Origin of the sequence: Tanticharoenia sakaeratensis NBRC 103193, from assembly GCF_000963885.1 — a bacterium.
Classification (GTDB): Bacteria; Pseudomonadota; Alphaproteobacteria; order Acetobacterales; family Acetobacteraceae; genus Tanticharoenia; species Tanticharoenia sakaeratensis.
On the sequence record NZ_BALE01000010.1, the window covers coordinates 38,890 to 64,895 of the forward strand.

Genomic DNA, 26,006 nt, shown 5'->3' on the forward strand with positions numbered 1-26,006 from the left:
TACGCGCAGTCGAGCTGTGATGGGTGCTCGTCTGGCAGCAACGCGCTTCCATCACTGTCTGGACAGCGCGTTCACTGTTTCAATGGTGTTCGGCGACCATGGGGATGCTGCGCGGCTTTCTCGTGAATGTCGCCAGACGGATCCGCGTGTGCACCTGCAAGGAGCGCCTGAGGGCTAAGACCGGTCAGCCGTTCACATAGGTCCGGTGATAGCGGCTCCCGAGTGAGGTCAGCACCTCGTAGCCGATCGTCTGCAGGCCTTCGGCCACCGTTTCCAGCGGGACATGCGGGCCGATCAGCTCGAACGGCACGCCGGCGGGCAGCGGCACGTCGCCGAGCTCCGTCACGTCGAGTGCCAGCGAATCCATCGAGACGCGGCCGATGACGGGGAGATGTATGTCCGGCTTCTCGGGCAGCACGGCGAAGGCACGCCCACCGGCAACGCGCGGCCATCCGTCGCCGTAGCCGACGGCAAGCGTCGCGATCCGGCGCGGGCGATCCGCGATGAAATGCGCGCCATATCCCACTGCCGTGCCGGTATCGACGTTCCGGGCCTGGATGAGACGCGCATACAGACGCACGACATCGCGCATCGGATTGGGCTGACCGGGCGTCGGATTGATGCCGTAGAGCGCGGCACCGGGCCGCACGAGGTCGAAGTGGAACGACGGGCCGAGGAAGATGCCGCTCGACGCGGCGAGGCTCGCCAGCGCTTCGGGCAGCATCGGGCGCAATGCGCGAAACGCCTCGAACTGGGCGCGATTGGCAGGGTGAGCCGGCTCGTCCGCGCAGGCCAGATGGCTCATGACCAGGACAGGGATCAGCCCGCGAAAGGCATGGGCGTCCGACTGAAGCGCTCGGACCTCGCTGGCACTCAGGCCGAAGCGCGACATACCCGAATCCACCTGCACGGCGCAGGGCAGGGACCGCCCGGCGGCCTGTGCGCAGGCCCGATAGCGCTCGATCTGGTCGAGGCTGTTCAGGACGGGCAGGAGATTGGCGTCCGCGACCGCGTCCTCGGCGCCCGGCATGCAGCCGTTGAGCACGAAGATCGCAGCGTCACGCCCGATCATCGGGGCAAGCGTCAGCCCTTCGCCGGCGTGCGCCACGAAGAAATTGCGGCAGCCGGCGGCATAGAGCGCAGGAGCCACCCGATCCATTCCGAGCCCATAGGCATCCGCCTTGACCGCAGCGCCGACGCGCACGTCCGGCCCGACCTTTTCGCGCAGGGCGCGCCAGTTCGCGGCAATCGCGCCGAGATCGACCTCGAGCCAGCCACCGGCCCCGGCACGCGGGGTCGCCTCGCGCGCGTTCATGATGGCGCGTGCGATGTGCAGGGGGCGGAGAGGCCCGGGCGGCGGAGAAGCATGTCGTATGTCACGCGGAACAACCTATCGCGGGCGGCAAGGCAGGGTCCAGATGCCGCACGCGCCATTCGCGCCATGGCAGCCCGCGGACTGTCCAAACCTGTGGGCAAGTCACGGCGTTCCAGGCTGCCTGCTTACGGCACGCCCTTGCTGGTCGAATACTCGAAATGCAGCGCCGTGTCGGGATGGACGATCGGATGGATCGCATGGGCCGCCATGGCGCCCTCGGCGAAGCCCTGGAGAATGAGCTTGAGCTTGCCGGGATAGGTCGCGACATCGCCGATCGCGAAGATGCCCGGCACGCTGCTCTCGAGCGTGGACGGCGTGACCGGGATCGTGTTGCGATGGGTGTCGAAGCCCCATGTCGCGATCGGGCCCAGATCGGTCGAAAGCCCGAAGAACGGCAGAAGCGTGTCGGCCTCCAGCGTGCGGACCTGCCCGTCGAGCGTTGCGACATCGACGCCGGCAAGCTGTCCGTTGTCCCCGCGCAGACCGTGGAGCTGATAGGGGACAACCTTCTCGATCTTGCCCGCGACCGCCAGCGCCTCGATCCGCGACAGCGTCTCGGGCGCGCCGCGGAAACGCTCGCGACGATGCAGGAGATAGACGTGCCCCGCGATCTCGGCGAGGGACAGCGCCCAGTCGAGTGCCGAATCGCCGCCGCCCGCGATCACGATCTTCTTGCCCGCGAACGCGGCGCGGTTGCGCACGAAATACTGCACGCAGCCCGAGTTCTCGTAGGCGTCGAGGTTTTCGAGCGGCGGGCGGTTGGGACCGAATGCGCCGGCGCCGGCTGCGATGATTACGGCGCGCGCCTGGATCGTGTTGCCGCGGTCGGTGGTCAGCGTGAAGGCGCCACGCCTGCCGGCCAGGGAGACCACGCGCTGTCCGAGCAGGCGCGGGACGTTGAAGGGGGCGATCTGCGCTTCGAGACCGGCAATCAGGTCGCCGCCCGTGATCGCCGGGTGGGCCGGAATGTCGTAGATCGGCTTCTCCGGATAGAGGGCCGTGCACTGCCCGCCGGCTTCTTCCAGCGCGTCGATCAGGACCGAGCCCAGTTTCAGCATCCCGCATTCGAACGCGGCGAACAGCGCGGTCGGTCCGGCGCCGATGATCGCGACATCGGTTTGGGTCGGGGTTTCGGTCATGATAGACGTCCGGCTCGTTAGAGGTTTGGGAAGGTCGGCGATCGGGCCGTGCCGGACAGAAAGCGCGGCACGATGCGTGCGTCAATTGCGATCCGCAATCGCACCGATCTTGAGAGGTTGTCCGGTTTGCGCGTCTGCTTCGTCATCCAGCATATCGGCGCCCTTGGCGGAACGGAAAGGGCCTGCGCTGCCGTCCTGAACGGGCTGGCCGAAAGCCATGCCTGCGAGAGCCTGGATCTCGTCGAGCTTTTCCCTCAGGGGCCGTGTCCGTTCCCGCTGTCCCCGGACGTGAGGGTGTCGGCCCTGTTCGACCGGAAGGTGACGCTGATCGGCAACTGGCCCCGGATCGTCAGCCGCCTGTGCCGGATGTTGCGGAAAGCCCGGATCGACACGCTGGTCGCCGTCGAATCGACCCACGCCCTCTATGCCGTCGCGGCGGCCCGCCTGCTCGGGATCCGCGTGATCGTCTGGGAGCATTTCAACTTCAACGCCACGATGGGCAAGCGCAAGCGCGCGCTCGGACGACGTGTCGCGGCCCGTTTCGCCGACGACATCGTCACGCTGACGCATCGTGACATCGCGTTGTGGCAGGCGGGGGCTCACCCCCGTGCACGGCTGACCTGCATCCCCAATTCGGGGCCCGCGCCGACCGCGGAGCCCTATGATCCGGCGCGCCGCCTCGTTCTCGCGGCAGGGCGTCTCGCGCCACAGAAAGGCTTCGATCGCCTGATCGCGGCCTGGGCGATCATGGAGCGCGATCCGCGAAGCCACGGATGGCGGCTCGACATTCTCGGCGACGGGCCGGACGGCGCGGCGTTGCAGGCGCAGGCCCGCGATCTGACGCGGGTGACGATCCGGCCCGCGACGGCTGCGATCGATATGGCATTTGCCGAGGCCGGCCTCTTTGCCGCGAGTCCCCGCTTCGAAGGGCTGCCGATGGTGCTGCTCGAGGCCGCTGCTCATGGTGTGCCGGCAGTCGCCTTCGACTGTGAAACGGGGCCTGCCGAAATCATCGTGGATCATGAGACCGGCCTGCTGGTGCCTGAAGGCGATGTCGAGGCTCTGGCCGATGCGCTGTTGCGGCTGATGGACGATGCAGCCACGCGGCGGCGCCTGTCGGATGGGGCGCGCGTTCGGGCCCGGGCGTTCGAACGAAGCCGGATTGTCGAGGAGTGGCTCGCGCTGCTGCGCTGCCCGCATTGACGGGTGCCGCGTGATGCCGGGGGCGTGTCCTTGCCAGCCCTGGCAGCCGTCGCCACACTAGGTGGCATGATCCCCGCACGCATCGATCTTGCCGACCCGTCCCGGACCGAGGCGCTGGCCCGGATCGTCGCCGGCGTGGCGCGGGCCGGGGATGTCATCGCGCTTTCGGGCGAAATGGGCGCGGGCAAGAGCGTATTCGCCCGCGCGTTCCTGCGGGCTTTTGCGAACGATCCGGCGCTTGAGGTGCCCAGCCCGACCTTCTCCCTCGTGCAGCCCTATGACACGGCGCAGGGCCCCGTAACCCATTTCGACCTCTGGCGTCTGGGTGGCCCGGATGAGCTGGAGGCACTGGGCTGGGAGCTGGCGCGCGAGGGGATCGTGCTCGTGGAATGGCCCGATCATGCAGGCGACTGGATCGAGGATGATGCATTGCGGATCACTTTGTCGGCCGGGCCGCGGGACGATGCCCGTGTGGCGACGATCGCCGGCTGGCCGGACCGGCTGGCTGCCATCCTCCGCGTGATGGCGCGCCGATGAGCCCCCAGAATGAGCGTCAGGATATGAGAGCGATCGCGACCGTTCCGGCGCATGTGCCGTTCCTCGATACCTGCGCCACCCGTTGGCTGACGCTTGTCGATCGCGCGGGCGGGGTGATCGTAGTGCCGGGCCGCCGTGCAGCGCGGGGTCTGATGGAGGCATTCCTGCGCCGTCTCGATGGCGAGGCAGCCCTGCTGCCGCGCATCGTCTCAGTCGGCGATCTGGATGACGACGAGATCGCGCTGGGCGGAGATGCGGAGCTGGCACTCCCGCCGGCCGTAACACCAGCCCGGCGCCTTTCCGTTCTGGCCGCCATGGTGCTGCGGGCAGGCGACGCGTTCGGCACCACGCCGAGCATCGATCAGGCATGGCCTCTGGCCCGTGCACTGGCGGACCTGATGGACGAGGCCGAACGCAGCGGCTGCGATCTGGCGAGCCGCCTGCCGGATGCCGCGGAACCGCGCTTCGCAGCACACTGGCATCAGACGCTGCAGTTTCTGGAGATCGTAACCGCCGCATGGCCGGCATGGCTTGCCGAAGCCGGCGTCATGAACCCCGTCGCGCGGCAGGTGGCGCTCGTGAAGGCGCAGGCCGATATGTGGAGAACCGCGCCCGTCGATGCACCGCCGATCTGGGCGATCGGATTTTCGGAAGGCATGGCGTCGGTTGCAGGCCTGCTGGATGCCGTATCGCGCCGCCCGAACGGCTGTGTCGTGTTGCCGGGCGTCGATCTCGCCCTGGCTGAAACACTGTGGGGAACGCTGCCCGAAAGTCACCCGCAGGCGGGACTGGCCCGGTTGCTGGGCGATCTCGATTGCAGCCGTGCCGAACTCGAAATCTGGGGCGACGACGGTCCGGGGCCGCGTGCCGATCGGGTCGCGTTCGTCTCGACGGCGCTCCTGCCGCCGGGCGGCCTGCCGGTCTGGGGACAGGACCGGGCACCGTTCGCCCTCGACGGGGTATGGGATCTGCCTGCGCCGGATCAGCAGCACGAGGCGGTCGCCATCGCGCTCATCCTGCGCGACGCGGTCGAGCAGCATGGCCGCAGTGCGGCTCTGGTCACGCCCGATCGGCAGCTCGCGCGCCGTGTCGCGACCGAGCTGCGCCGGTTCGGCGTTCTGGCCGACGACAGCGCGGGCGAGGCCCTGTCCTCCACGCCGCCTGCCGTGTTCCTGCGGCTGCTGGCGGCGGCTGTCGCCGACGAGCTGTCGCCTGTCTCGCTGCTTTCGCTCCTGAAGCACCCGCTTGCTGCGGCAGGACTTGCGCCCGGCGACGCACGGGCCAGTGCGCGTCTGCTCGAACGGCGCCTGCTGCGCGGTCCCGCGCCGCCCCCCGGCATCGCCGGCCTGCGGGCGCGTCTGACGCAACAGGCCGAGGATGCGCGGCTGGATGCGCGCAGCATGCGGCATGTCCTGCCCGAGGACACGGGCGCCATCGCCGATGCACCCGACGCGCCGGAAAGCATCGCACCGTTTCTGGATCGGCTGGAAGATGCGCTCGCTCCGATCCTGCGTCGCACATGGGGCCCGTTGCCGGATCTGCTGGCAGCGCTGGTCGAAGCCGCCGAGAACCTCGCACAGACCGATGAGGTGCCCGGAGCCGCGCGTCTCTGGGCTGGCGAGGACGGTCATGCACTGAGCACGCTGCTCGCCGACCTGCTGGATTCGACCGACGTCCTGCCCGAGCAGCCCTCTGCGCGGCTGGAATCGTTTCTGCTGGCCACGATGGCGGGACAGATGGTGCGCGGCGCGCTCAGACCAGCGGGTCGTGACGAGATCGCGCAGGCGCGCCATCCACGCGTGTTCATCTGGGGCGTACTCGAGGCACGTCTGCAGGCGGCCGACCTGATCGTGCTGGGCGGCCTGAACGAGGGAATCTGGCCACCGAGCCCGGACCCGGGACCGTGGCTCAGCCGGCCCATGCGCACGCGGGTCGGCCTGCCATCGCCGGAACGGGCGATCGGGGCCGCGGCTCATGATTTCGCAGGCCTCCTGCTGGCGGCCCCGACCGTCGTGCTGTCGCGTGCAGGCAGGCTCGATGGCGCACCGGCCGTGCCCGCGCGCTGGCTCGTGCGATTCGGAGCCCTGCTCGGCGGACGGGGGCAGCGCCTGCCACGCCATCCCGCACTCGACTGGATGCCCCGGCTGGACCAGCCGGACGGACCCGCCCGTGCCGTCGCGGCACCACGGCCCACGCCGCCGGTCGCCCTGCGTCCTCGCCAGCTGTCGGTGACCGAGATCGAGACCTGGCTGCGTGATCCTTATGCAATCTACGCGAAACATATCCTGCGCCTGCGCAAGCTCAGCCCGCTCGAGGAAGATGCCGATCACGCCGATTACGGCACCATCGTCCATCGCGGCCTCGACCTGTTCCTGGCCTGGAACGCGTCGAACTGGCCAAAGGATGTCGAAAGCGCCCTGGCCTCCTGTCTGATGCAGGCCCTTGAACAGGCGCGCCTTCGACCGGCACTGGCGGCATGGTGGCGGCCGAGGCTGCTGCGGATTGCAGCCTTCGTTGCCGAGCGGGAGACGCTGCGTCGTGCCGAGTCGGGCGCGCCGGAGCGGATCGTGGCGGAAGTGCCCGGGCTTGCGGTGCTGAAATCCGCGCCGGGCGGGCCGTTCCGTCTGACGGCGCGGGCGGACCGGATCGAGCTGTATGCGGCCGAAATTGCCGCCGTGATCGATTACAAGACGGGTCAGCTTCCCCGGAAGAAGGACGTGAAGGACGGCTGGTCGCCACAGCTCGTGCTGGAGGCGGCGATGCTGTCGTTCGGGGGCTTCGGCGCGTTGCCTGCGGCACGGGCAACGCTGCTCGAATACTGGCGCCTGACCGGCGATCGCGATCGCGGCGAGACGCTTCCCTTCGGCGCGGACGACGACATCGACGAGATGATCGTCGAGGTCTGGGAGAGGCTTCTCGCCCTGATCGCGGCGTATGACGTTCCGGCCCAGCCCTATCTGTCACATCCGAGCCCGAAGCGCGGCCCGGCCTACGCGGACTATGCCGAGCTTGCCCGTTATGCCGAATGGAGCGCCGCCCGCGACGAGGAGTGGTCCGATGCATGACGCGGACATGAATGGCGTACAGATGCCCGACGCCCGGGCAACGGCCATCGCCTTCGCCGGGCAGACGCAGAACATCGCATCCAGCCCGGAGGCGTCCGTCTTCGTGTCGGCCTCCGCCGGCAGCGGCAAGACGAAGCTGCTGATCGACCGCCTGCTGCGCCTGATGTTGCCATCGCAGGGCATCGACCCGCGCACCGGCGAGCCTGTTCTGCTGCCCGGCACGCCGCCGGGGCGCATCCTGTGCCTGACGTTCACGAAGGCCGCCGCCGCCGAAATGGCGATCCGTCTTCAGGATACGCTGGGACGCTGGGTTTCGCTGTCGGACGCGGCGCTGGATCGTGCGCTGGGCGGCCTGGACGTTCCGACGAGCGAGGGCGTGCGGGCTGCGGCGCGTGCGTTGTTCGTGGCCGTGCTGGATCTGCCGGGCGGCATGCGCATCGGGACGATCCATGCGTTCTGCCAGTCTCTGCTGCGTCGCTTTCCACTTGAGGCGGCGGTCAATCCGCACTTCACTCTGCTCGAGGAGACCGATTCGCGCATCGCCTTGCATGAGGCGGTCGAGGCGGTCTTGGCCGACAGTGATCGCGCGGCCGTCGAGCGGCTGGCGGCGGAGACCGGGCTTGCGGATTTCACGCGGCGTGTCGGCCAGATCCGTGATGCGGGCGCGGACGGCGATCGCCTGCTGGCAGCCTATGCGGCCGACCCGGCCAGGGTGCGCCGCGCCTATGAAAAGGCGTTGGGCATCGACGGCGACACGCTTCCGGGCCTTCAGGCCGAGAGTGTATCGCCGCCTGACGAGAAGCGGCTGGTCGGGTTTCTGCGCCTCGTCATGGACAAGGGGTCGGCGACGATCGCCAAACGTGCGGCGCTGCAACTCGACTGGCTCGGAACGCCACAGGACCGGCGCGATCCCGACATCTGGCGCACGAGCCTGCTGACGGCGGCCGGTGCGCCGCGCGTGCGGGGCGGGATCAACCCGAAGCTGGACAAGGACCATCCCGAGGTCGGCGATGCGCTGCTGGTGGAAGCCGAGCGCCAGATCGATCTGAAAGCGCGCGCGAACGCGGTCGAGCTTCTAGCGCTCAACATGGCGCTGCTGCATCTCGCGACGCCCGCACTCGCGCGCTTCGGCGTCGAAAAGGCCGCGCGCGGTCTCGTTGATTACGACGACCTGATCGCACAGACGCGCGCCTTGCTGCAGGAGCCGGGTGCGGCCTGGGTTCTCTACAAGCTCGACGGCGGCATCGACCACCTGCTGCTGGACGAGGTGCAGGACACCTCCGCCGCACAGTGGGAAATCGCGGGCGCCCTCACGCAGGAGTTCTTTTCGGGCGAAGGCGCGCGCGACGACCTGGCGCGGCCCCGCACGGTGTTCGCGGTCGGCGATTCCAAACAGTCTATCTATGCGTTCCAAGGGGCCGATCCCGCCGGCTTCGTGGCGTGGCGACATCGTTTCGATGCCATGGTGCGGCAGGCGGGACAGGATTTCCTGACGCCGGGCCTGACGGTGTCGTTCCGCTCGGTCGAGCCGGTGCTGAAGCTGGTCGATGCGGTGTTCGCGCGTCAGCCCGCGGCAAGCGGCGTGCGCGAGGCGGGCGCTTCGTTCGTAGCGGAACATATCTCCGCCCGGCCCGATCAGGGTGGGCGCGTCGAGCTCTGGCCGCTGGTGCCGGCAAGCGAGGCGGGCGAGGAAGCGAGCCCGTGGGTTGCCCCCAGCGCCAATGCAGGACAGCAATCCGCGCCACAGCGACTGGCCGATGCCCTCGCGCGGTGGATCGCGGACCAGATCGGGCAGCCTCCGCAGCCGGGCCAGGCGCCGCTGCGCGCGGGCGAGGTTCTGGTGCTGGTGCCGCGCCGCTCCGCGTTCGTCACGGCGCTGATCCGCGCACTCAAGACGTGCTCGGTCCCGGTTGCGACGCTCGTGCGTGTCGAGCTGACGGAGCAGATCGCGGTGCGCGACCTGATGGCGTTGTGCGAGGTGCTGCTGCTGCCTCAGGACGACCTGACGCTCGGGTGTGTCCTGACCTCGCCGCTCGGCGATCTGTCGGATGACAGCCTGATGGATCTGGCGCTCGGGCGGGGCAATCAGCCGTTGTGGAGCGTGCTGCGATCGCGCCATGCGGAGCGGAAGGACTGGGCGCAGGCCTGGGGTCTGCTGGCGCCGCTCTACAACCGCGTCGATTATGCGACGCCGTACCAACTCCTGACCGAAGCGCTCGGCCGTCTCGGCGGGCGCGCGAGACTGCTGCGGCGCCTGGGTCCCGAGGCCGCCGAGCCGGTGGACGAACTGTTGAGTGCGGCCCTGCGCTACGAGGGGCTGCACCCGCCGTCGCTTCAGGGCTTCCTGCACTGGCTTCGTGCCAGCGAAACCACGGTCAAGCGCGAGCCTGAGGCGCAGGCGGATGCCGTGCGCGTCATGACGGTGCATGGCGCGAAAGGACTGCAGGCGCGTCTCGTCGTGCTGCCCGACACGGCTTCAAGGCCGCGGGCCGACAATCCGCTGTTGTGGACAGCCGCCGACGGCATGGCGCTGCCCCTGTGGCAGTCCCGTGCGGCTCTGGCGACCGGACGCACGCGCGCGCTTGGGGATGCGTTGCGCGAACAGGTGGCGGAAGAGCGCAATCGCCTGCTCTACGTCGCACTGACCCGCGCCAGCGACTGGCTGGTGATCTGCGGCTGGTCGGGTGCGAAGCAGGGACCTGGCGAGGACAGCTGGTATCGGATGTGCGAGGCGGGATTCGAGGATCTCGAAGCGCATGCCGAGCCTTTCGCGCTCGGGTGGGAAGGCGAACGGCGGGTTTACGAGATCCAGCCCCGGCACGTGGCCGGGCAAGGCGAAGCACGAGCACCGCGTGCCCCGGTATCGCTGCCTCGCTGGCTGGGTGCGGCACCTGACTGGCGCGCGTCGCCACCCGTGGCCGAACCTGCACTGACCCGTCCGCTGGCGCCGAGCAGGCCAGAGGGCGCCGCGTTCGGGCCGTTGCCGGCGGCGCGGTCGCCTTTGCAGCTGCGCTCGGGCGAGGCGCCGCGCACGCGCGCCTTGCGGCGTGGTGTCCTGATCCATCGCCTGCTGCAGCTTCTGCCCGACTATGCCGCGGCGGCCCGTCCGGCCGTCGCACGGCGCTTCCTGTCGCGCGCGGGTTTCGACCTGAACGAGACGCAGGTCGAGCAGATCGCGCGGCAGGCAATTTCGGTGCTGACGCATCCGGTGCTTGCCCCTGTGTTCGGGGCCGACAGCCGCGCCGAGCAGGCGATCACGGGGATCGCAGGCGGCAGCGTGGTGGTGGGCCAGGTGGACAGGCTGCGCATTGCGGACGACGCCGTCTATCTCTGCGATTTCAAGACCAACCAGTCTCCGCCGCGCAGTGTGGAGACGGTGCCGGATGCCTATCTGCGGCAGATGGCGGCCTATCGCGCCGTTCTGGCGCAGGTCGCCCCCGGACGGCCGATCCGCTGTCTGCTGGTCTGGACCGAAACCGGGGATGTGATGGCATTGCCGGATGCGGCACTCGACGCCATCATGGCGCTCGTGTGAGGGCAGGCGGTTGCACCTGCCGGTTTTCTTACCGATATGGAATCAGCGGCCGGCGGAGAATCAGAAGCGTTCGCTCCTGACGCACATATCCCGGCCAGACGGAGAATGAGATGAGCGACAATACGGTTGCGGTCACCGATGCAAGCTTCGAGACCGATGTCCTGAAGGCCGAGGGACCGGTTCTGGTCGATTTCTGGGCCGAATGGTGCGGTCCGTGCAAGATGATCGCGCCCGCGCTCGAGGAGATCGGCGCCGAGCTGAAGGGCCAGCTCAAGGTCGCGAAGGTCAATATCGACGACAATCCGGAGAGCCCGAATCGCTACGGCGTGCGCGGCATCCCGACGCTGCTGGTGTTCAAGGACGGCAAGCAGGTCGCCGCCAAGACCGGGGCGCTGCCGAAGAGCCAGCTCAAGGAATGGGTCAAGGGCGCGCTCTGATCCGAAACCAGGCCCGTTCCGCCTGCGCTGTTCATGCGCGGCGGAACGGCCAGGTCACGACGACGCCTGCGAACAGCGCCCACCAGACCAGCACGGGCTGAAGCGCCAGACGCGGTCCGTGATACCACCATGAAAGCTGCGGATATCCGGGCGGCAATCCATGCAGCGCATGCTGGATGTTCGCCGGGAAAACGCACACGGCATACAGGGCCAGCCCGATACCGGCCGCACGCCGTAAAAGCGGTATCTGCAGCCCGACGGCGCCCACGATTTCACACAGGCCCGTTGCCGCGATCACCAGATGCGGGCTCGGCACCCAAGTCGGCGTGATCAGCAGAAATCCGGCAGGCGCCATCAGATGCAGCACGCCTGAGGCGGCATAGAGCGCGCCAAGGACCCAGCGCGACAGGCGACGCGCCTGCGACTCCCGATCCCGCATCATGTGCATGTCAGACGGCATCATCACGCGTTGTGACTGGACCGTCAGCTACCCGCTGCTCCATCACGGCGGGGCAGGTGAAGGTAACCCCACGACGGTGATCGCTCATGCAGGGTTCCGGCAGCATGTTAGACATGGCCTGCACCGAGTGCGACATCATGATCGGTCGCCGTCCTCGTTCGTATGCCGCGCGTCGGGAAACGGCCGATCGTCCATCCGACACCATGCCTAATGATACTCTTGCATTCGGACGTACCGCCCCCGGTGGTACGATGATGCCGGGATGGAGCGAGATCAGATGTGCGATCCGTCCCACGTCACCTGCTGGACGCCAGCATGATCCAGTGCCGATCGCAGCTGCGGATTCGTCAGGGCAGCGAGTTCGCCGACGTGATCGTAGTCGGGCATGAGGCGATCAATGACCGCATCGCGGCGGGCCGCGGGGTGAAAATAGAGCTCGGACAGGCCCGGCGGCAGGTTGGCCGCCAGCGGCAGAAGCCGGTCCGACGTCATGTGCCCGCTCCAGGCAAGGCCGAAGCAATGATCGTTGGTGCGCAGGCGTGCACGATGCGCCTGCGCCCGCAGCACGCGGGTCCACAGCCGCAGGATCGCGGCCCCTGCCGTATCCTTGTGGTCGGGGCCGAGCGGCGCGGGTGGCTCGCAGGGAATCCGGATCGCGGGCAGGCCGTACTCGGCGCCGGTCTCGATCAGCATTCGGCCGACCGTCGGATGCAAATGCATGTGTTTGTGTGCATTGGCGTGATCGAGCGTCAGGCCTGAGCGGGCAAAGGCCCGGTACTGCGCCTGAACCTCGCGTGCCAGGGCGGCGCGCCCGGATCGTGTGAAGAAGTAGCGTATGCCTAGGCCCAGCTGATCGGACCCGATCCAGCCCGACGGGTCGGTGATCGCGGACGCGCCGTTTGTCGCCTGACCTTCGATGGCCACGAGATGCAGGCCGACACGCAGATCAGGCAGGCGTCTTGCGCGTGCCATGGCATCAGCCGCCGCATCGCCCGCGACCATCAGGCTCGCGGTGGACAGAAGGCCGTCGCGATGGGCGATCTCGATGCCTTCGTTGACCGCTTCGGACAATCCGAAATCATCGGCCGAGACGATCAGGCGGCGGGATTCAGTGTTCATGCAGGCATTGGCTTCCGGCTTGGAGACGAGGGGCTTTGCCAAGCCCCCGGGAAGGGCCCGCGCCCCTTCATCCTGTTTGCCTGACGCCGGGAATTCCGAAGGGCGATTGGCCCTCCGGCCGGATCTCGGGGGGCAGAGCCCCCGAAGACAGGATCACGCGGCGTTGCGGTCCTTGAGGAAGTGGAAGAATTCCACGCCCTCGCGCAGGCGGCGCTTCATCATCTGCGGGCTGCGCACCATCTCGTTGACGATCGAGGCGATCTTCGGCGCCCGGAAATAGAACTTCCGGTAGAATTCCTCGACCGAGTTGAAGATCTCGGTGTGCGACAGATGCGGATAGTGCAGGGGCGCAATCTGCACGCCGTGTTCGTCGATCAGCTCGGCCTCGGCCTCGTTGAACCAGCCGTTCTCGGTGGCCTGCTTATGCAGGAACGTGCCGGGGTAGGGGGCTGCGAGCGAGACCTGGAGCGTATGCGGGTTGATCTCGCGGGCGAAGCGGATCGTCTCCTGGATCGTTTCCTGCGTCTCGCCAGGCAGGCCGACGATGAACGTGCCGTGGATCTTGATGCCCAGCTCGTGGCAGTTCTTGGTGAACTCGCGCGCGACCTCGACCCGCATGCCCTTCTTGATGTTGTGAAGGATCTGCTGGTTGCCGCTCTCATACCCCACGAGCAGCAGGCGCAGCCCGTTGTCCTTCATGACCTTCAGCGTCTCGTAGGGCACGTTGGCCTTGGCATTGCAGGACCACGTGACCCCGAGCTTGCCCATTTCGCGCGCGATGGCTTCCGCGCGCGGCAGGTCGTCGGTGAAGGTGTCGTCGTCGAACATGAATTCCCGGACCTGCGGGAAATACTGCTTGGCGAGACGGATCTCGGCTGCGACGTGCTGCGGGCTGCGCGTGCGGTAGCGATGGCCGCCGACCGTCTGCGGCCACAGGCAGAACGTGCAACGCGACTTGCACCCGCGACCCGTATAGATCGAGATATACGGGTGCATCAGGTAGCCGATGAAGTAGTCGTTGATGTTGAGGTCGCGCTTGTAGACCTCGGTCACGAACGGCAGGCAGTCCATGTCCTCGATCATGGCGCGGTCGCGGTTCGTCACCACGACGCCGTCGTTGTTGCGCCACGTGATGCCGTCCACGTCCTTGAGGTCGCGGCCTTCGGCGATCTCCTTGATTGTGAAGTCGAACTCGTTGCGGGCCACGAAGTCGATCGGACCGCCCTTGGCCATGCTCTCGTCCGGCTGCACGGCGACCTTCGCGCCGACCATGCCGATCTTGAGGTTCGGGTTGGCGTCCTTCAGCATCTGCGCGACCTTCACGTCGGATGCGAAGGACGGGGTGGACGTGTGCATGACGACGAGATCGCGGCTCTTCACGTCCTGCAGGATCGGCTCGATGCCCATGCGCGCTGGCGGCGCGTCGATCAGACGCGAGCCATCGACCATGGCGGCGGGCTGCGCCAGCCATGTCGGATACCAGAACGACTTGATCTCGCGCTTGGCCTGGTAGCGAGACCCGGCACCGCCATCGAAACCATCGAACGAGGGCGGCTGCAGGAACAGGGTCTTCATCATGGGTCTGTTCGTCCTTGAAGCGTCGGCCCGAAATCCGGGCAGTCTCATCGCCGTAAACGGCACCTGGGAAGTCTGTGTTCAGTAACTATTCGCCCGGACCGACGGGCTGGCTGGGTTGGCTCATAGCCGAATGTCGCATGATATGCATCGTCTGTCCGCGCCACGCCACCTGCGTGCCCCGCGCCGAGCCCACCATGACGGCGGCCGACATCCAGTCGCGGAAGGGAAGCAGCGGCAGCGTGGCAAGGCTCGGCAGGCCAAGGCTGCGGTCGAGCATCAGGCTGAACACGGCCCTCAGGGTCCAGACCACGGCAAACAGGATCCAGATTGCCGTGCTGTGCGGCAGGAAAGCCACGGCGGCGGTGGCCCAGAACAGGGGAAGCTGGATCGACGACAGCGCATAGCCGAAGGGCTCGACGTTCTTGACCGTACGGCCCCATCGCAGCTCGTGCGCCAGAAGGTCCCGCATCGTGCGTTCGCCAATCGTGGTCCACGTCATGCAGGGCGCGATTGCGATGTCGAGGCCAAGGCCACGTACCGCGGTGCCGAGGATCGCGTCATCCGCCACATGGTCGACCAGCGCGCGAAGGCCGCCGATCTGCTCCAGCGTCTTGCGCCGCAGTGCCATGGTCGCACCCAGACAGTCCTGTCGTCCGAGATGGCGGGAAAGCAGGACGCCGGGCAGAAAATTGTGGTTGATCTGGCAGGCGGAAAGCCGGCGCACGATGGTCTCCGTTGCCGGCAGGCCGGCATAGAGCGTCGTGACGAGCCCGGTCTGCGGATCGGCCAGGGAGGCCGCGATATGCCGCAGATAGTCGTGGCCCACGTGAATGTCGGAATCGGAGATGACAAGCGTCTCGTGGCGCGCCATCCCGATCATGTTGATGAGATTGCCGACCTTGCGGTTCACCCCGTGCTGCTGACGGTCGATCACCAGGGTCAGATCGCGATCAGGATAATGAGCCTGGAGCGCATGGACGACCTCGATCGCCGCATCGTCCTCATGCTGGACGCCGAAGACGATCTGATACGCGGGATAATCCTGCTCGACGAACGAACGCAGCGCCTGCTCGAGCATCGGCTCCGCGCCATGCAGCGGCTTCAGCACGGTAATTGGCGGCAGGTCGTCCGACACTGGTGAACGCCAGACCTTCTCCCGACGGCGAAAGCCCATGACCAGAGCCGCGCCGAGCATCGACTGAACGCAGCCTGCCGCTGCAATGATGCCTGCGCCCCAGCCCATCAGACCAAGTACCGTCATGCGCGCGTCAGCCCCCCTGGAACCGGCAGGTCAGAAAGGCTTCTGGTCCAGCATGGAATGGGGAACGGCAGGCTCACGCGCAATCAGCCGTTCAGGAAGCTCTGTGTCTTGCTGTTGAGATGCTTGATCAACGCGTCGACACCACCGCGGGCGATGGTGGCGCTGAAGTCGGCCCGGTTGGTCGCGACCTGGCTGATATGCGCGTTCAGCAGCACGTCGTCGATCTGATATCCGCTTGCACCGGAACGCACGACATAATCGACTTCCGTGCCATCATCCGCGCTGCCGCCGATCTTCGTATCGACAATGGCGCCGGACGCGCCACCCGGCATGGCACGTGTCTGCGGCGCAATGGAGAAGTGCGCGCCGGCGCCCGGCTTGAAGGTCGAGACGTAGCGCGCGACCGTATATTCGCGAAATGCCTGGAGCAGGCGGTCCTGATCGGCAGACGAGAGGGTCTCGAAGCGCATGCCGATGGAGTTGCGCAATACGGTGCGCAGATCGAAGGCGCGGTCGACCACAGGGGCCAATGTCTGCGCGCGCTGGGCGGTGCTGCCCCCGGACGAGGCCTGGATCTGCTGCAACGCCGCATACAGTGCCGTGATGGGTTCGGCCGGACCAGAGCCTCCGCTTCCTGCGGTCTGCGCCATGGCACCGATCGGCGCCTGCATGGCGATGACGGCGGCCAGTGCGCCGAGGCGATACAGGCCACGAAGGCGGGGGCGGAGCAAGGGGAGTCTGGAGGCGGAGATCATGGTCATGCTTTCGTCTCTGAAGGCGCTTTTTGCAAGGGGCGGCCTCTCGCTGGTGCATGGCAGGGTGGCGCATTCGGCATCGAAGGAAACGGCTTCGACGCCGGGATGTAACAGTTGCCGGTTACACGCCCGCGCGCAAATCTGAAGGAAGGCAGTCATAATAGGACACAGGACACGGCGCGTGGAGTGCAGAGGCAATCAGGCGAGGCCCATCATGCCGACCGTCCCGTCAACGTCCGCGACAGTCGGACTGACGCATAAATCGCTCGATAACTGTGTCGGAAATATCACAAACAGGCCGAATGATTTGAGACAAGAGATGACGATGGTATATGTGACACCCACAAGACATGTGGGATAGGTAGCGCGGTGGCGCCGTGGTCGACGCTCGATCACCTCGCGACACGCGCCCCCGGTTCGTTCGGCACCTGCCTCTTGAGACAGACGGTCGAACCCGGAAATCGTGACAACCCGCCGGCCATCCCCCGGCGCAGGAGCGCAAGTACATATGGCCGTTCCCCTGATGCAGGCCGTCCGAGTTGGACGCTATGTGGTCAAACAGCATTTGACGGGCCGCAAACGTTATCCCCTCGTGCTGATGCTCGAGCCCTTGTTCCGGTGCAATCTCGCGTGCGCGGGCTGCGGCAAGATCGACTATCCGGCCCAGATCCTCAATCAGCGCATGAGCCTCCAGGAATGCCTGGACGCCGACGCGGAATGCGGTGCGCCCGTGATTGCGGTCGCAGGTGGCGAGCCGCTTCTGCATAAAGAAATGCCCCAGATCATCCAGGGTTTGATCGCGCGCAAGAAATACGTGTACCTCTGCACGAACGGTCTGTTGCTCGAAAAGAAGCTCGACGATTACGAGCCTTCGCCGTTCTTCTCATGGGACGTGCATCTCGACGGCGACCAGATCATGCATGACGCGTCGGTCTGCCAGGACGGCGTGTTCGACAAGGCCGTCTCGGCGATCAAGGCCGCCAAGGCGCGCGGTTTCCGCGTGTCCATCAACTGCACGCTGTTTGATGGCGCCGATCCCAAGCGGGTCGCGGCGTTCTTCGACGAGGTGATGGCACTCGGCGTCGATGGCATCATGACGGCGCCGGGCTATGCCTACGAGCGCGCGCCGGATCAGGCGCACTTCCTGAACCGCCAGAAGACGAAGCAGCTGTTCCGCGACATCTTCCGCTACGGGAAGGGCAAGAAGTGGCGCTTCACGCAGTCGCCGCTGTTCCTGAACTTCCTGGCCGGCAACGAGACCTATCACTGCACGCCATGGGGCAAGCCGCTGCGCACCGTCTTCGGCTGGCAGCGTCCGTGCTATCTGCTCGGTGAAGGCTACGCCAAGTCGTTCCAGGAACTGATGGACGACACGGCCTGGGAACAGTACGGCACCGGTGCCTACGAGAAGTGCGCCGACTGCATGGTCCATTCGGGCTATGAGTCCACGGCGGTCATGGATGCGGTGAAGCGCCCGTGGCACATCGCCAAGGTCGCGCTGTTCGGACCCGAGACCGAGAAGCCGATGGCGCCCGAAATCTCGCTCGCGAACCAGCGGCCGGCCGAGTACACCTACTCAGCGCAGGTCGAGAGCCAGATGGCGGCGATCGCGTCCCGGAAGCCCGCGCGGTCTCCGCGCGTCCGCGTGCATTCCGGCAAGGACACGACATCGGGCGAGACCCGAATCGAAACGGCCGACGCCGCCGACTGAAGACCTGTGTCGCAGGTGGGACATGTCCCACCTGCTTCAGGAAATGCTAGGATGCGCGGTATCCAACCAAGGAGCCGCGTGTCCTAGATGTTCGTCCCCATTTTCATCATTGTCCTGCTGATCGCGCTGAACGGCGTGTTCGCGATGGGCGAACTGGCGCTGATCTCCGCCAAGCGGCCGCGATTGGCCGCTCTGGTCAAGCGCCGGGTCAAGGGAGCGGAACGGGCACTGCGCCTTTCGGACGAACCTCATGCCTTCCTGCCGACGGTGCAGGTCGGCATGACGCTGGTCTCCATTCTGGAAGGCACGTTCGGCGGCGCGCAGATCGAGGACACGCTGACTGGCGCCATTCGCCGCGTTGCAGTGCTGCGCCCCATTGCCTCTGAACTCTCCATCTTCCTCGTGGTCGCGGCAATAACGTACGCCATGCTGGTCTTCGGCGAACTCGTGCCGAAGCAGATCGCGCTGCGTCAGCCCGAACTGATCGCATCACGCCTGTCGCTGCTGCTCGTCTGGCTTGAGCGGATCGCAAAGCCGGTCGTGCTCCTGCTCAACGTCTCATCGCAGCTCGTGCTGCGCCTGTTCGGCGCAGGTGCGCATGCCCGCGCGGCCGTGACCGAAGAGGAACTGCGCGCGGTTCTGGCCGAGGGCGCCCAGGCAGGTGTTCTGGAGACGGAAGAGCGCGTCATGATCGAGCGATTGCTGCGTCTGGCCGATCGGCCGGTTCGCGCCATCATGACGCCCCGCAACGAAGTGACGTGGATCGACCGGCATGCGCCGCGCGACGCGCTGATCGCTGTTCTGCGGCGGTCGCAGCACTCGCGCATCGTGGTGTGCGAGGGCGATCTAGACAATCCCGTGGGCGTCCTGCTCGCGAAAGACGTGCTCGACCAGCTTGCGGCGCGCGAGGATATTGCAATCGAGCCGGTGCTGCGCGAGCCCGTGTCGGTGCCGGATACGATCAGCGCGCAGGACATGATCGAGCGGATGCGGGGCCTGTCCCTGGGCATTGCCTTCGTGCTCGACGAGTACGGCTCGTTCGAAGGGATCGTGACCGCGTCCGATGTGTTCGAGGCGATCGTCGGCGACGAACATGCCGAGCCGCGTGCGCCCGAACACGCACATTCCGGCGGTGCCGACGAATACATGCTGGACGGCTTCCTGCCGGCCGACGAGGTCCGCACGATGCTGGACCTGCCGGAACTTCCCGGCATGGGCAGCTACCACACGCTCGGCGGGGCCATCCTGGCACTGCTGCGCCGCGTGCCGACTACGGGCGACAAGGTCGCGTTTGCCGGCTGGCTGTTCGAGGTCGTCGAGATGGAACGCCGGCGCGTCATGCGCGTACGGGCAAGCCGGCAGGTCCTGGCACAGAACTGATCAGGCAGCGGGATCGGCGATGGAGAAATCCGGCCGATGCCACCAGCATGCGCCTTCGGGTCGCGGTGTCGGCAACCAGTCCCGGGCCGGGCCCGTCAGACGCACGGTATTGGTCGGCGTCTCCTGAATCTCGATCCCGATGCAGCGCAGACGATCGCCGTCCTGCAACAGGAACGCATCCAGCTTCGCCATCAGCAGGGCCGCCATCAGTTCCGTCGTGGGATCGCCGGGCGTGACCACGATCCGTGCCGCGCGTTCAGGTTCATGCGTGCGGAACCAGGACAGGAGAGGGTCGGTTTCGGACAGCTGCAAGGCATGATCGAGGCGTTCGTCCACGAAGCGGTGCCAGTGCGCCTTGGCCTCCGCAAACGGGACCGTCATGTTTCGGTCCCCGTCCAGCCCGGCGGGTGCCGTCGAGCGCAGCGTCACTGTGACGAGTTCGTTGTGGCCGTGCGGGAGGGCACACCGTTCGGACGCGCCCGCGATCAGGCGGTGGCCCATCGAGAAGCGCCGGGTGAAGACCAGATCAAGCATGGATTTCGAACCGACCGGAGTGGTGCGCCACCATCATGGAATCCCGATCAGCTTGTGAGTCTGCAGCGACAGCCGCCAGCGCGGATGGGTCAGACAATATGAGACTGCGGCGGCGGTGTTTTTGCCCTGATCAGGCCCGTCCATCGGCTGCAGCATGAAATGGTGGAATGCGAGGTCGGCATAGCGCTCCGGCGGGCAGGCGGCCTGCGGATACACGAGCTTCAGCTCATCCCCTGATCGTTGCACGAGGTCGTAACCCGGTTTGGGGCTGACGCAGATCCAGTCGATACCCGGCGGTGCGGCGATCGTGCCGTTCGTCTCGACGGCGATCGTAAATCCGTGCGCATGCATGGCGTCGACAAGGGCGGCGTCGAGTTGCAGCAACGGCTCGCCACCGGTGAACACGACGTGCCGCGCCTGCGTGCCCCCGCGCCACGCCGCCTCGATCGCGCGGGCGAGTGTCGCAGCATCCGCGAAACGGCCGCCACCCGGCCCGTTCGTCCCAACGAAATCCGTGTCGCAGAATGTGCAGGCCGCCGCTTCCCGATCGGTCTCGCGGCCGGACCAGAGGTTGCAGCCTGCGAACCTGCAGAAGACCGATGCACGACCGCTCTGCGCACCCTCGCCCTGCAAGGTCGGGAACAGTTCCTTCACCATGTATGCCATGGCGCGGGATGTCGTCGGAACGCGCGCCGGATGCAAGGATTTTTGTCAGCGCCGTCCGGCCGCTGCGCCAGTTCAGGCCGTGCGGACGCGGCTGCCTCGACCAAGCGTGTTGGTCATGATGACGCCTGCCATCACGATGGCGCCGCCCAGAAGCGTGCGCAGCGTGGGCACTTCTCCGGTCAGGCCGAACGCCAGCACCATCGTGACGGGTGGCAGCAGATACAGGAAGATCGCACCGCGCGCGGCACCGAGCCGCCCGATGACCGCACCCCAGGCGGCGTAGCCGATGGCTGCCGGAAAAATGCCGAGCTCCATCACGCTGAACCGGCTCGTACATGAAGCACGCGTGTAGTCGGACAGCGCTTCCGGCAGCCATGGCGCCAGCAGAACTGCGCCCACGATCAGGATATAGGCAATGGTCGGCAGCGCGCCGTATCGCCGGACCAGCCCCTTCTGCAGGACGGTATAGACCGCACCGCAGACCGCGGCTCCGAAGACGAGACTCGCACCCGATCCGAGCGCCAGTCCGCCCGCCTGTCCCTGCGCGATCATGGCGACACCTGCAAAGCTGAGCAGCGAGCCGATCCAGCCCCATGCCGGCATGCGTTCCCCGAGAAAGATCGTGGCCAGCACGCCCGCCATGAGGGGCGCCGCACTGATCAGGAGGCTCGCAGCACCCGAGGACACCGTGACTTCGCCCTGGTTGAACAGGATGTTGTAGAGCGTGATCCCGATCGCACCCGATGCCAGGAACTGCGGGATGTCCGAAAGTCGCGGTGGCGTCGGGCGCGTCCAGGCCAGCCAGGCCAGGGCGAGGACAGCCGCGATGGCGTAGCGCAGGGCCGCAAGCGGAATGGGCGGCATATCGCGCAGGGCGATACGCACCACCGGATAGGCACTGGCCCAGGACAGGATGGCGATGCTTGCGACCAATGCGACGCTGCGACCGGTGGAATGGCTCATGCCAAGGCGGTAGCGGAAAACCGATGCGTGCGGAAGGCATCGCAACGGGCGCGCAATGATGAGCGAGGCTTAGAAAACCGCGGGCGGCAGGGGTGCTGCCCGCCCGCGGTCATGATCCTTGGAAGGATCAGTGCGTCCCTTCCGGGAGCGCATAGACGACGAGGTCATCGGAGACCGGCGTCATCATGAAGTGATGGCCGCCGGCCATGATGGCGACGTACTGACGGCCCTTGTACTCGTAGGTCATCGGCGTCGCCTGACCGCCGCCGGGGAGCACGTCGCTCCAGACGGTCTTTCCGGTCTTCATGTCGATGGCGCGGATCATGTTGTCGGTTGCCGCCGCCACGAAGACGAGGCCGCCCGCCGTGATCATCGGGCCGCCATTGTTCGGCGTTCCGATGTTCAGCGGCAGGTAGGTCGGCAGGCCCCACGGACCGTTCGCGCGTGCCGTCCCGAGCGGCGTCTGCCACAGGACCTTGCGGGTGTGCATGTCGATGGCCGTGATCGCGCCGTAAGGCGGACGGTTGCACATCATGCCCGTGTACTGATCCCAGAACGGCGTGACCACGATGCCGTAGGGCGTATCGGCCATGGCGCCGTTGCCCTCCGCGCCACCGCCCGACGGGTTGAAGTTCGGGTCGTCGATCGGCATCAGACCAAGCTTGTCCGCGTGCTTGCGCGTGACGAGCTGGTCATACATCGGCGTGTTGTTCCAGTTCGCGATCAGGATGCCGGTCTTGGCATCGTAGGCCATGCTGCCCCAGTCGCTGCCACCGTTATAGCCGGGATACTCGATCCAGGGCTTGTCGATGCTCGGCGGCGTGAACTCGCCGACATAGTTCGCCTTGCGATACTTGATCCGGCAGAACAGCTGGTCGATCGGCGACATGCCCCACATGTCGCTTTCCTTGAGCGGCGGAAAGCCAAGACGCGGCATGCCTGTCGACCAGGGCTGCGTCGGGCTGCGCACGTCACCGGGCACGACGCCGGGCGTCGGCGCCGGACGTTCCTCGACGGGCAGCAGCGGCTTGCCGGTCGCGCGGTCGAGCACGAAGGTCTGGCCGCGCTTGGTCGGCACGACGAGCGCCGGGGTCGATCCGTTCGGTCCGGGGAAGTCGATCTTGGTGGGCTGGGAGCCCATGTCATAGTCCCAGACGTCCTTGTGGACCGTCTGGAAGACCCAGCGCGGGGAACCGGTCTTTACGTCGATCGCGACGATTGCGGACGAGACGGCGTTTTCCTTGTCCGTGCGCATCGCCGAATAGTAGTCGGCAGCCGAGTTGCCCGTCGGCACGTAGACGAGGCCGAGCGCGTTGTCCCCGGTCATGGCGGCCCAGGAATTGGGTGTGCCGCGGCTGTAATGCTCGCCCGGACCGGGCTGGTTGTGGTCGTCGGGGCGGTTGACGTCCCAGGCCCAGTCGAACTTGCCGGTCTCGGCGTCGTAACCGCGGATGACGCCCGACGGTGCCCAGCGACGCTGGCCGTCCAGCACTTCCTGGTTGGTGACGATCACGCCGTTGACGATCGGCGGCGGCGCCGTCTCGGACACGAAGCCCGGCACCGACTCGCCCATGCCCTGCATGAGGTTGATCTGGCCGTGGAAGCCGAAGGCCTCGCAGGCCTTGCCGGTATCGGCATCGACTTCGATCAGGCGCTCGTCCAGCGTCGCCTCGAGGATGCGGTTATGGCAGGGCTGGCCTTCCGGCACCGTCGACGACGTGTAGTAGACGACGCTCTTGCAGGCGGCGGTATAGGGAATGGAGTGGTATTTGACGCCCGCGTTGAAGCGCCACAGCTCCTTGCCGGTCGCCGGGTCGAGCTTCATCATGTCGTTCATGGCCGAACACGTATAAAGCCCGTCGCCGACCTTGATCGGCGTCGTCTCGGCCGCCCACTTGTTCTGCTGGCCGGGGGCCGGCTTGCTGCCTGTGTGATAGATGAAGGCGCGCTGAAGCTGGCCGACATTGGCCGGCGTGATCTGGTCGAGCGGCGAATAGCGTGTCGCGTCGTCGTCATGCCCGTAGGCCGACCAGTCGCCCGGTGCCGGATTGGCGCTCTGCTGCGGCACCATCGGCGTCGCCTGGCTCATGTCCATCTGCGGATCGTCGGGCAGGTTGGCGGCATTGACGCCCGGTGCCTGCGGCGCGGACGGAGAAGGACCGGCAAACCTGTTGGCTTCGCCAGGAGACTGGTTGCCGCCTTCCTGGGCGCCGGTGCCCGGAACGGACGAGCTCTTGGACGCAACCTGCGCATGGGCGGTGGAAATCAGGCCGGCAGCCAGGGCGGTCGCGATCAGAAGGGACGGGCGCATCAGACGGCTCCTCGCGCGGTTGCGGGCGTGCGTCCGGACATGGCGCGGGCGCGGTCCTGACGACGCAGAACCGGAATGGTCAGGAGGACGAGGATCGCGAGGATCGTGGGGCCGAACAGGCGGGGCAGCAGCCCCCAGCCGTCGAAACCGACTTCCCACAGGGACCAGACCAGCGTGCCGAACCAGGCGAGGAGATAGAGGGCGGCGCCGAGGCTGCGGCCGAGAAGAATGAAGACGCCGGATGCGACGACAAGCGCGCCGCAGATGGCGTAATACCAGGAGCCTCCCAGGCTGATGAGTTCGATCCCGCCGATCACCATCGGCAGACCCAGAAGCGTGACGATCACGCCCAGAACGATTGTGGCCCAGTCACTTGCGCCACTGGGCCAACGGGCGACAGACATACGGTTCTCCAAGAATGCATGTCCGTGCTCCTTGGCATACAGTGTATCACACCCGAAAAAACAAAACTGTGAACTTTGTGTCTACTATGTGTCTCGCGTCTTTTACCCGGCCGGGATCGTAATGATCGCACCCGGCGTATGACTGGTCGCGGCGAGGGCTGCGAGTACCTGAACCATGGTGAAGGCGAGCTTGGAGCGGAAATCGTTGTTTTCGATCCAGAACCACCAGTCGTGGTATTCTACAGCTGCATAGCTGTCCTTCGGCGGGTGTTTACCGTAGTGGATCGCCACATCCGGGCGAGTCTCGATGCCAACCGGATCGATGGTCGGCAGCGTTCGGTTGCTGTCGATATCCGCCTGCGGCACGTCCATCTGATAGGCGAGCTGACTGAGCACGCCGAGCATCGAGCGCGTCAGTACCGCGATCTGGCCGACCTTGATCGGGTAGGGGCCATAGACCAGTTCGGCTTCGGTCTCGTTGGGCGGCAGGTGAAGCATCTGCCGCACCGCGTTCTGCAGGACGTTCAACCCCCGGTCGCTCGTGCGCGACAGGACGAGATAGACGTGCTCCTGCGGTGACGCCTTTCCGCTGTTCGCCGATTTCGAGCCCTGCGGCTGCGCATGGGCCTGGTCCGTCGACAGCCGCACGCTCAGCGCACCTGCCATCTGCAATGCCCGCAGATCCCGCAACAGCAGATAGAACTTGATCGAGCCGCCGTTCATCTCGCCGCTGGACAGCGCACGGACGTTCGACAGGCCGGCGATCGACTGGGCCGTCAGACGCAGCAGCATGTCGATCGGCAGTCCGCCGAGCGACAGCGGGAGCAGCACGACGGGGGCAATCGGCCGGATGATGTTCTCGGCGTACTGTTCGCCCGTCACCGGCTGATAGGTGAAGGTCGGGCTTTCCTGTGTCTGGATGGAGCCAGAGCCGAACAGATAGCTGCCGATGCCGCCATTGCCCGGATAGGCGTAAAGACCGCCGCTTGCGTTGCGCTGGAGCTGATAGCCCGCGATGACCTGTGTTGTATCCAGGAAGGTCGGCGGATCGGCATAGCGAATCCGCACGATGTTGAGCAGCATCTCGCGCTTCTGCGCTTCGCCCAGTGCGCGCGAATAATCGAGTTCGTCCCGGCCGAGCTTGGTCGGGCCGAGCGGCGCGCAGCTACTCAGGCAGAGGCTGACCAGCAGGAGCGCAACGCTGCCGAGTGGGGCCACGGATCGGAACAGAACGTCACAGGAGCGAATAGGCAGGGTACCCCGGCGGCGCGGTGGCCACGATGGAGAAATCGAATGCGGATCGTGCGCGCGCTTCGAGAGAGGCAGCGACATTCCGGTTCGCACATTCGCGACAGGCGCGCCGATGCGCAACACCCCAACCGCCTGCAACCGGTTCAATCATCATCCCCGGTGGCGTTCTTTTCACCCGTGCGAGAGATGGTGGAGACGATCGCGGCCCCGCTCGCATGCGGTGCATGCGAGCGAATCGTCGTGGCTCAGGTGAAACGAATCCGGGGCCAGTCCGCATCCGGACGTCGCTTCCCGCATTTCATGGCAAGGTTCGCAGTCAGCG

Annotated in this window: 20 protein-coding genes; 7 read left to right on the forward strand and 13 right to left on the reverse strand. The window is 66.5% G+C overall.

Features of this window, described 5'->3' with window-relative positions; translation table 11 throughout:
• Positions 1-184 precede the first annotated feature (184 nt).
• Both alr and B8446_RS04055 read right to left on the reverse strand, forming a co-directional pair.
• Positions 185-1,315 carry an alanine racemase gene (gene alr, locus B8446_RS04050; RefSeq protein WP_048847514.1) on the reverse strand — a complete coding sequence of 377 codons (1,131 nt, stop codon included), beginning with the start codon at positions 1,313-1,315 and terminating at the stop codon, positions 185-187.
• 185 nt (positions 1,316-1,500) lie between these two features.
• Entirely contained in the window at positions 1,501-2,514 is a 1,014-nt protein-coding gene (locus tag B8446_RS04055; RefSeq protein WP_048847516.1) for an NAD(P)/FAD-dependent oxidoreductase, read from the reverse strand.
• A gap of 72 nt (positions 2,515-2,586) precedes the next feature.
• Between B8446_RS04055 and B8446_RS04060 the strand changes: the two genes are divergently transcribed.
• From B8446_RS04060 to trxA, 5 genes are all read left to right on the forward strand, one after another.
• Positions 2,587-3,717: a glycosyltransferase family 4 protein gene (locus B8446_RS04060; RefSeq protein ID WP_241767623.1), complete on the forward strand. Its 1,131-nt coding sequence runs from the start codon at positions 2,587-2,589 to the stop codon at positions 3,715-3,717.
• A 66-nt stretch (positions 3,718-3,783) separates the two neighbouring features.
• A complete protein-coding gene (gene tsaE / locus B8446_RS04065; protein WP_048847518.1) occupies positions 3,784-4,254 on the forward strand; it encodes a tRNA (adenosine(37)-N6)-threonylcarbamoyltransferase complex ATPase subunit type 1 TsaE in 471 nt (156 codons plus the stop codon).
• Positions 4,251-7,319, forward strand: a complete 3,069-nt coding sequence (gene addB / locus B8446_RS04070) for a double-strand break repair protein AddB (protein WP_241767624.1) — start codon at positions 4,251-4,253, stop codon at positions 7,317-7,319. Before tsaE ends, addB begins: the two co-directional genes overlap by 4 nt.
• The gene (gene addA / locus B8446_RS04075) at positions 7,312-10,854 is read left to right on the forward strand and encodes a double-strand break repair helicase AddA (protein WP_241767625.1); all 3,543 of its coding nucleotides are present in this window, start codon (positions 7,312-7,314) and stop codon (positions 10,852-10,854) included. The genes addB and addA overlap by 8 nt, the downstream gene beginning before the upstream one ends.
• Before the next feature lie 110 nt (positions 10,855-10,964).
• Positions 10,965-11,291: a thioredoxin TrxA gene (gene trxA, locus B8446_RS04080; protein WP_048847522.1), complete on the forward strand. Its 327-nt coding sequence runs from the start codon at positions 10,965-10,967 to the stop codon at positions 11,289-11,291.
• A 31-nt stretch (positions 11,292-11,322) separates the two neighbouring features.
• On the opposite strand, the gene B8446_RS04085 is transcribed toward trxA, so the two are convergent.
• The 5 genes from B8446_RS04085 to B8446_RS04105 all read right to left on the reverse strand — a co-directional run bounded on the left by B8446_RS04085 (position 11,323) and on the right by B8446_RS04105 (position 16,470).
• Positions 11,323-11,733, reverse strand: a complete 411-nt coding sequence (locus tag B8446_RS04085; protein ID WP_148505836.1) for a DoxX family protein — start codon at positions 11,731-11,733, stop codon at positions 11,323-11,325.
• A 291-nt stretch (positions 11,734-12,024) separates the two neighbouring features.
• Positions 12,025-12,870: a hopanoid biosynthesis-associated protein HpnK gene (gene hpnK, locus B8446_RS04090; protein WP_048847992.1), complete on the reverse strand. Its 846-nt coding sequence runs from the start codon at positions 12,868-12,870 to the stop codon at positions 12,025-12,027.
• 153 nt (positions 12,871-13,023) lie between these two features.
• A complete protein-coding gene (gene hpnJ, locus B8446_RS04095) occupies positions 13,024-14,448 on the reverse strand; it encodes a hopanoid biosynthesis associated radical SAM protein HpnJ (RefSeq protein WP_048847524.1) in 1,425 nt (474 codons plus the stop codon).
• Positions 14,449-14,533: 85 nt separating this feature from the next.
• On the reverse strand, positions 14,534-15,709 hold the full coding sequence (gene hpnI, locus B8446_RS04100) for a bacteriohopanetetrol glucosamine biosynthesis glycosyltransferase HpnI (RefSeq protein WP_048847526.1): 1,176 nt from the start codon (positions 15,707-15,709) through the stop codon (positions 14,534-14,536).
• 83 nt (positions 15,710-15,792) lie between these two features.
• Positions 15,793-16,470: an ABC transporter substrate-binding protein gene (locus B8446_RS04105; RefSeq protein WP_241767626.1), complete on the reverse strand. Its 678-nt coding sequence runs from the start codon at positions 16,468-16,470 to the stop codon at positions 15,793-15,795.
• A gap of 502 nt (positions 16,471-16,972) precedes the next feature.
• Here B8446_RS04105 and hpnH point away from each other — a divergent pair.
• Positions 16,973-18,175: an adenosyl-hopene transferase HpnH gene (gene hpnH, locus B8446_RS04110; protein WP_048847528.1), complete on the forward strand. Its 1,203-nt coding sequence runs from the start codon at positions 16,973-16,975 to the stop codon at positions 18,173-18,175.
• 87 nt (positions 18,176-18,262) lie between these two features.
• A complete protein-coding gene (locus B8446_RS04115; RefSeq protein WP_048847530.1) occupies positions 18,263-19,555 on the forward strand; it encodes a hemolysin family protein in 1,293 nt (430 codons plus the stop codon).
• On the opposite strand, the gene B8446_RS04120 is transcribed toward B8446_RS04115, so the two are convergent.
• The 6 genes from B8446_RS04120 to B8446_RS04145 form a co-directional block, all read right to left on the reverse strand.
• Positions 19,556-20,089: a 6-pyruvoyl trahydropterin synthase family protein gene (locus B8446_RS04120; protein WP_048847532.1), complete on the reverse strand. Its 534-nt coding sequence runs from the start codon at positions 20,087-20,089 to the stop codon at positions 19,556-19,558.
• A gap of 33 nt (positions 20,090-20,122) precedes the next feature.
• A complete protein-coding gene (gene queE, locus B8446_RS04125) occupies positions 20,123-20,755 on the reverse strand; it encodes a 7-carboxy-7-deazaguanine synthase (RefSeq protein WP_048847995.1) in 633 nt (210 codons plus the stop codon).
• Between the two features lie 72 nt (positions 20,756-20,827).
• Entirely contained in the window at positions 20,828-21,718 is an 891-nt protein-coding gene (locus B8446_RS04130) for a DMT family transporter (protein ID WP_048847534.1), read from the reverse strand.
• 127 nt (positions 21,719-21,845) lie between these two features.
• Positions 21,846-24,029 (reverse strand): pyrroloquinoline quinone-dependent dehydrogenase, encoded by a 2,184-nt coding sequence (locus B8446_RS04135; protein WP_048847536.1) that lies wholly within the window; start codon positions 24,027-24,029, stop codon positions 21,846-21,848.
• Positions 24,029-24,433 (reverse strand): hypothetical protein, encoded by a 405-nt coding sequence (locus B8446_RS04140; protein WP_048847538.1) that lies wholly within the window; start codon positions 24,431-24,433, stop codon positions 24,029-24,031. Before B8446_RS04140 ends, B8446_RS04135 begins: the two co-directional genes overlap by 1 nt.
• Before the next feature lie 102 nt (positions 24,434-24,535).
• Positions 24,536-25,651, reverse strand: a complete 1,116-nt coding sequence (locus B8446_RS04145) for a hypothetical protein (RefSeq protein ID WP_241767627.1) — start codon at positions 25,649-25,651, stop codon at positions 24,536-24,538.
• Positions 25,652-26,006 lie beyond the last annotated feature (355 nt).

Excerpts from the sequence above, each read along its gene's own strand:
- B8446_RS04105 (WP_241767626.1), bottom strand. The coding sequence starts at position 16,470 with ATGACCATGATCTCCGCCTCCAGACTCCCCTTGCTCCGCCCCCGCCTT.
- B8446_RS04135 (WP_048847536.1), bottom strand. The coding sequence starts at position 24,029 with ATGCGCCCGTCCCTTCTGATCGCGACCGCCCTGGCTGCCGGCCTGATT.
- B8446_RS04130 (WP_048847534.1), bottom strand. The coding sequence starts at position 21,718 with ATGAGCCATTCCACCGGTCGCAGCGTCGCATTGGTCGCAAGCATCGCC.
- tsaE (WP_048847518.1), top strand. The coding sequence starts at position 3,784 with ATGATCCCCGCACGCATCGATCTTGCCGACCCGTCCCGGACCGAGGCG.
- hpnK (WP_048847992.1), bottom strand. The coding sequence starts at position 12,870 with ATGAACACTGAATCCCGCCGCCTGATCGTCTCGGCCGATGATTTCGGA.
- B8446_RS04060 (WP_241767623.1), top strand. The coding sequence starts at position 2,587 with ATGCGTGCGTCAATTGCGATCCGCAATCGCACCGATCTTGAGAGGTTG.
- B8446_RS04085 (WP_148505836.1), bottom strand. The coding sequence starts at position 11,733 with ATGATGCGGGATCGGGAGTCGCAGGCGCGTCGCCTGTCGCGCTGGGTC.
- hpnH (WP_048847528.1), top strand. The coding sequence starts at position 16,973 with ATGGCCGTTCCCCTGATGCAGGCCGTCCGAGTTGGACGCTATGTGGTC.
- hpnJ (WP_048847524.1), bottom strand. The coding sequence starts at position 14,448 with ATGATGAAGACCCTGTTCCTGCAGCCGCCCTCGTTCGATGGTTTCGAT.
- B8446_RS04120 (WP_048847532.1), bottom strand. The coding sequence starts at position 20,089 with ATGCTTGATCTGGTCTTCACCCGGCGCTTCTCGATGGGCCACCGCCTG.
- alr (WP_048847514.1), bottom strand. The coding sequence starts at position 1,315 with ATGAACGCGCGCGAGGCGACCCCGCGTGCCGGGGCCGGTGGCTGGCTC.
- B8446_RS04055 (WP_048847516.1), bottom strand. The coding sequence starts at position 2,514 with ATGACCGAAACCCCGACCCAAACCGATGTCGCGATCATCGGCGCCGGA.
- hpnI (WP_048847526.1), bottom strand. The coding sequence starts at position 15,709 with ATGACGGTACTTGGTCTGATGGGCTGGGGCGCAGGCATCATTGCAGCG.
- addB (WP_241767624.1), top strand. The coding sequence starts at position 4,251 with ATGAGCCCCCAGAATGAGCGTCAGGATATGAGAGCGATCGCGACCGTT.
- trxA (WP_048847522.1), top strand. The coding sequence starts at position 10,965 with ATGAGCGACAATACGGTTGCGGTCACCGATGCAAGCTTCGAGACCGAT.
- B8446_RS04140 (WP_048847538.1), bottom strand. The coding sequence starts at position 24,433 with ATGTCTGTCGCCCGTTGGCCCAGTGGCGCAAGTGACTGGGCCACAATC.
- addA (WP_241767625.1), top strand. The coding sequence starts at position 7,312 with ATGCATGACGCGGACATGAATGGCGTACAGATGCCCGACGCCCGGGCA.
- B8446_RS04115 (WP_048847530.1), top strand. The coding sequence starts at position 18,263 with ATGTTCGTCCCCATTTTCATCATTGTCCTGCTGATCGCGCTGAACGGC.
- queE (WP_048847995.1), bottom strand. The coding sequence starts at position 20,755 with ATGGCATACATGGTGAAGGAACTGTTCCCGACCTTGCAGGGCGAGGGT.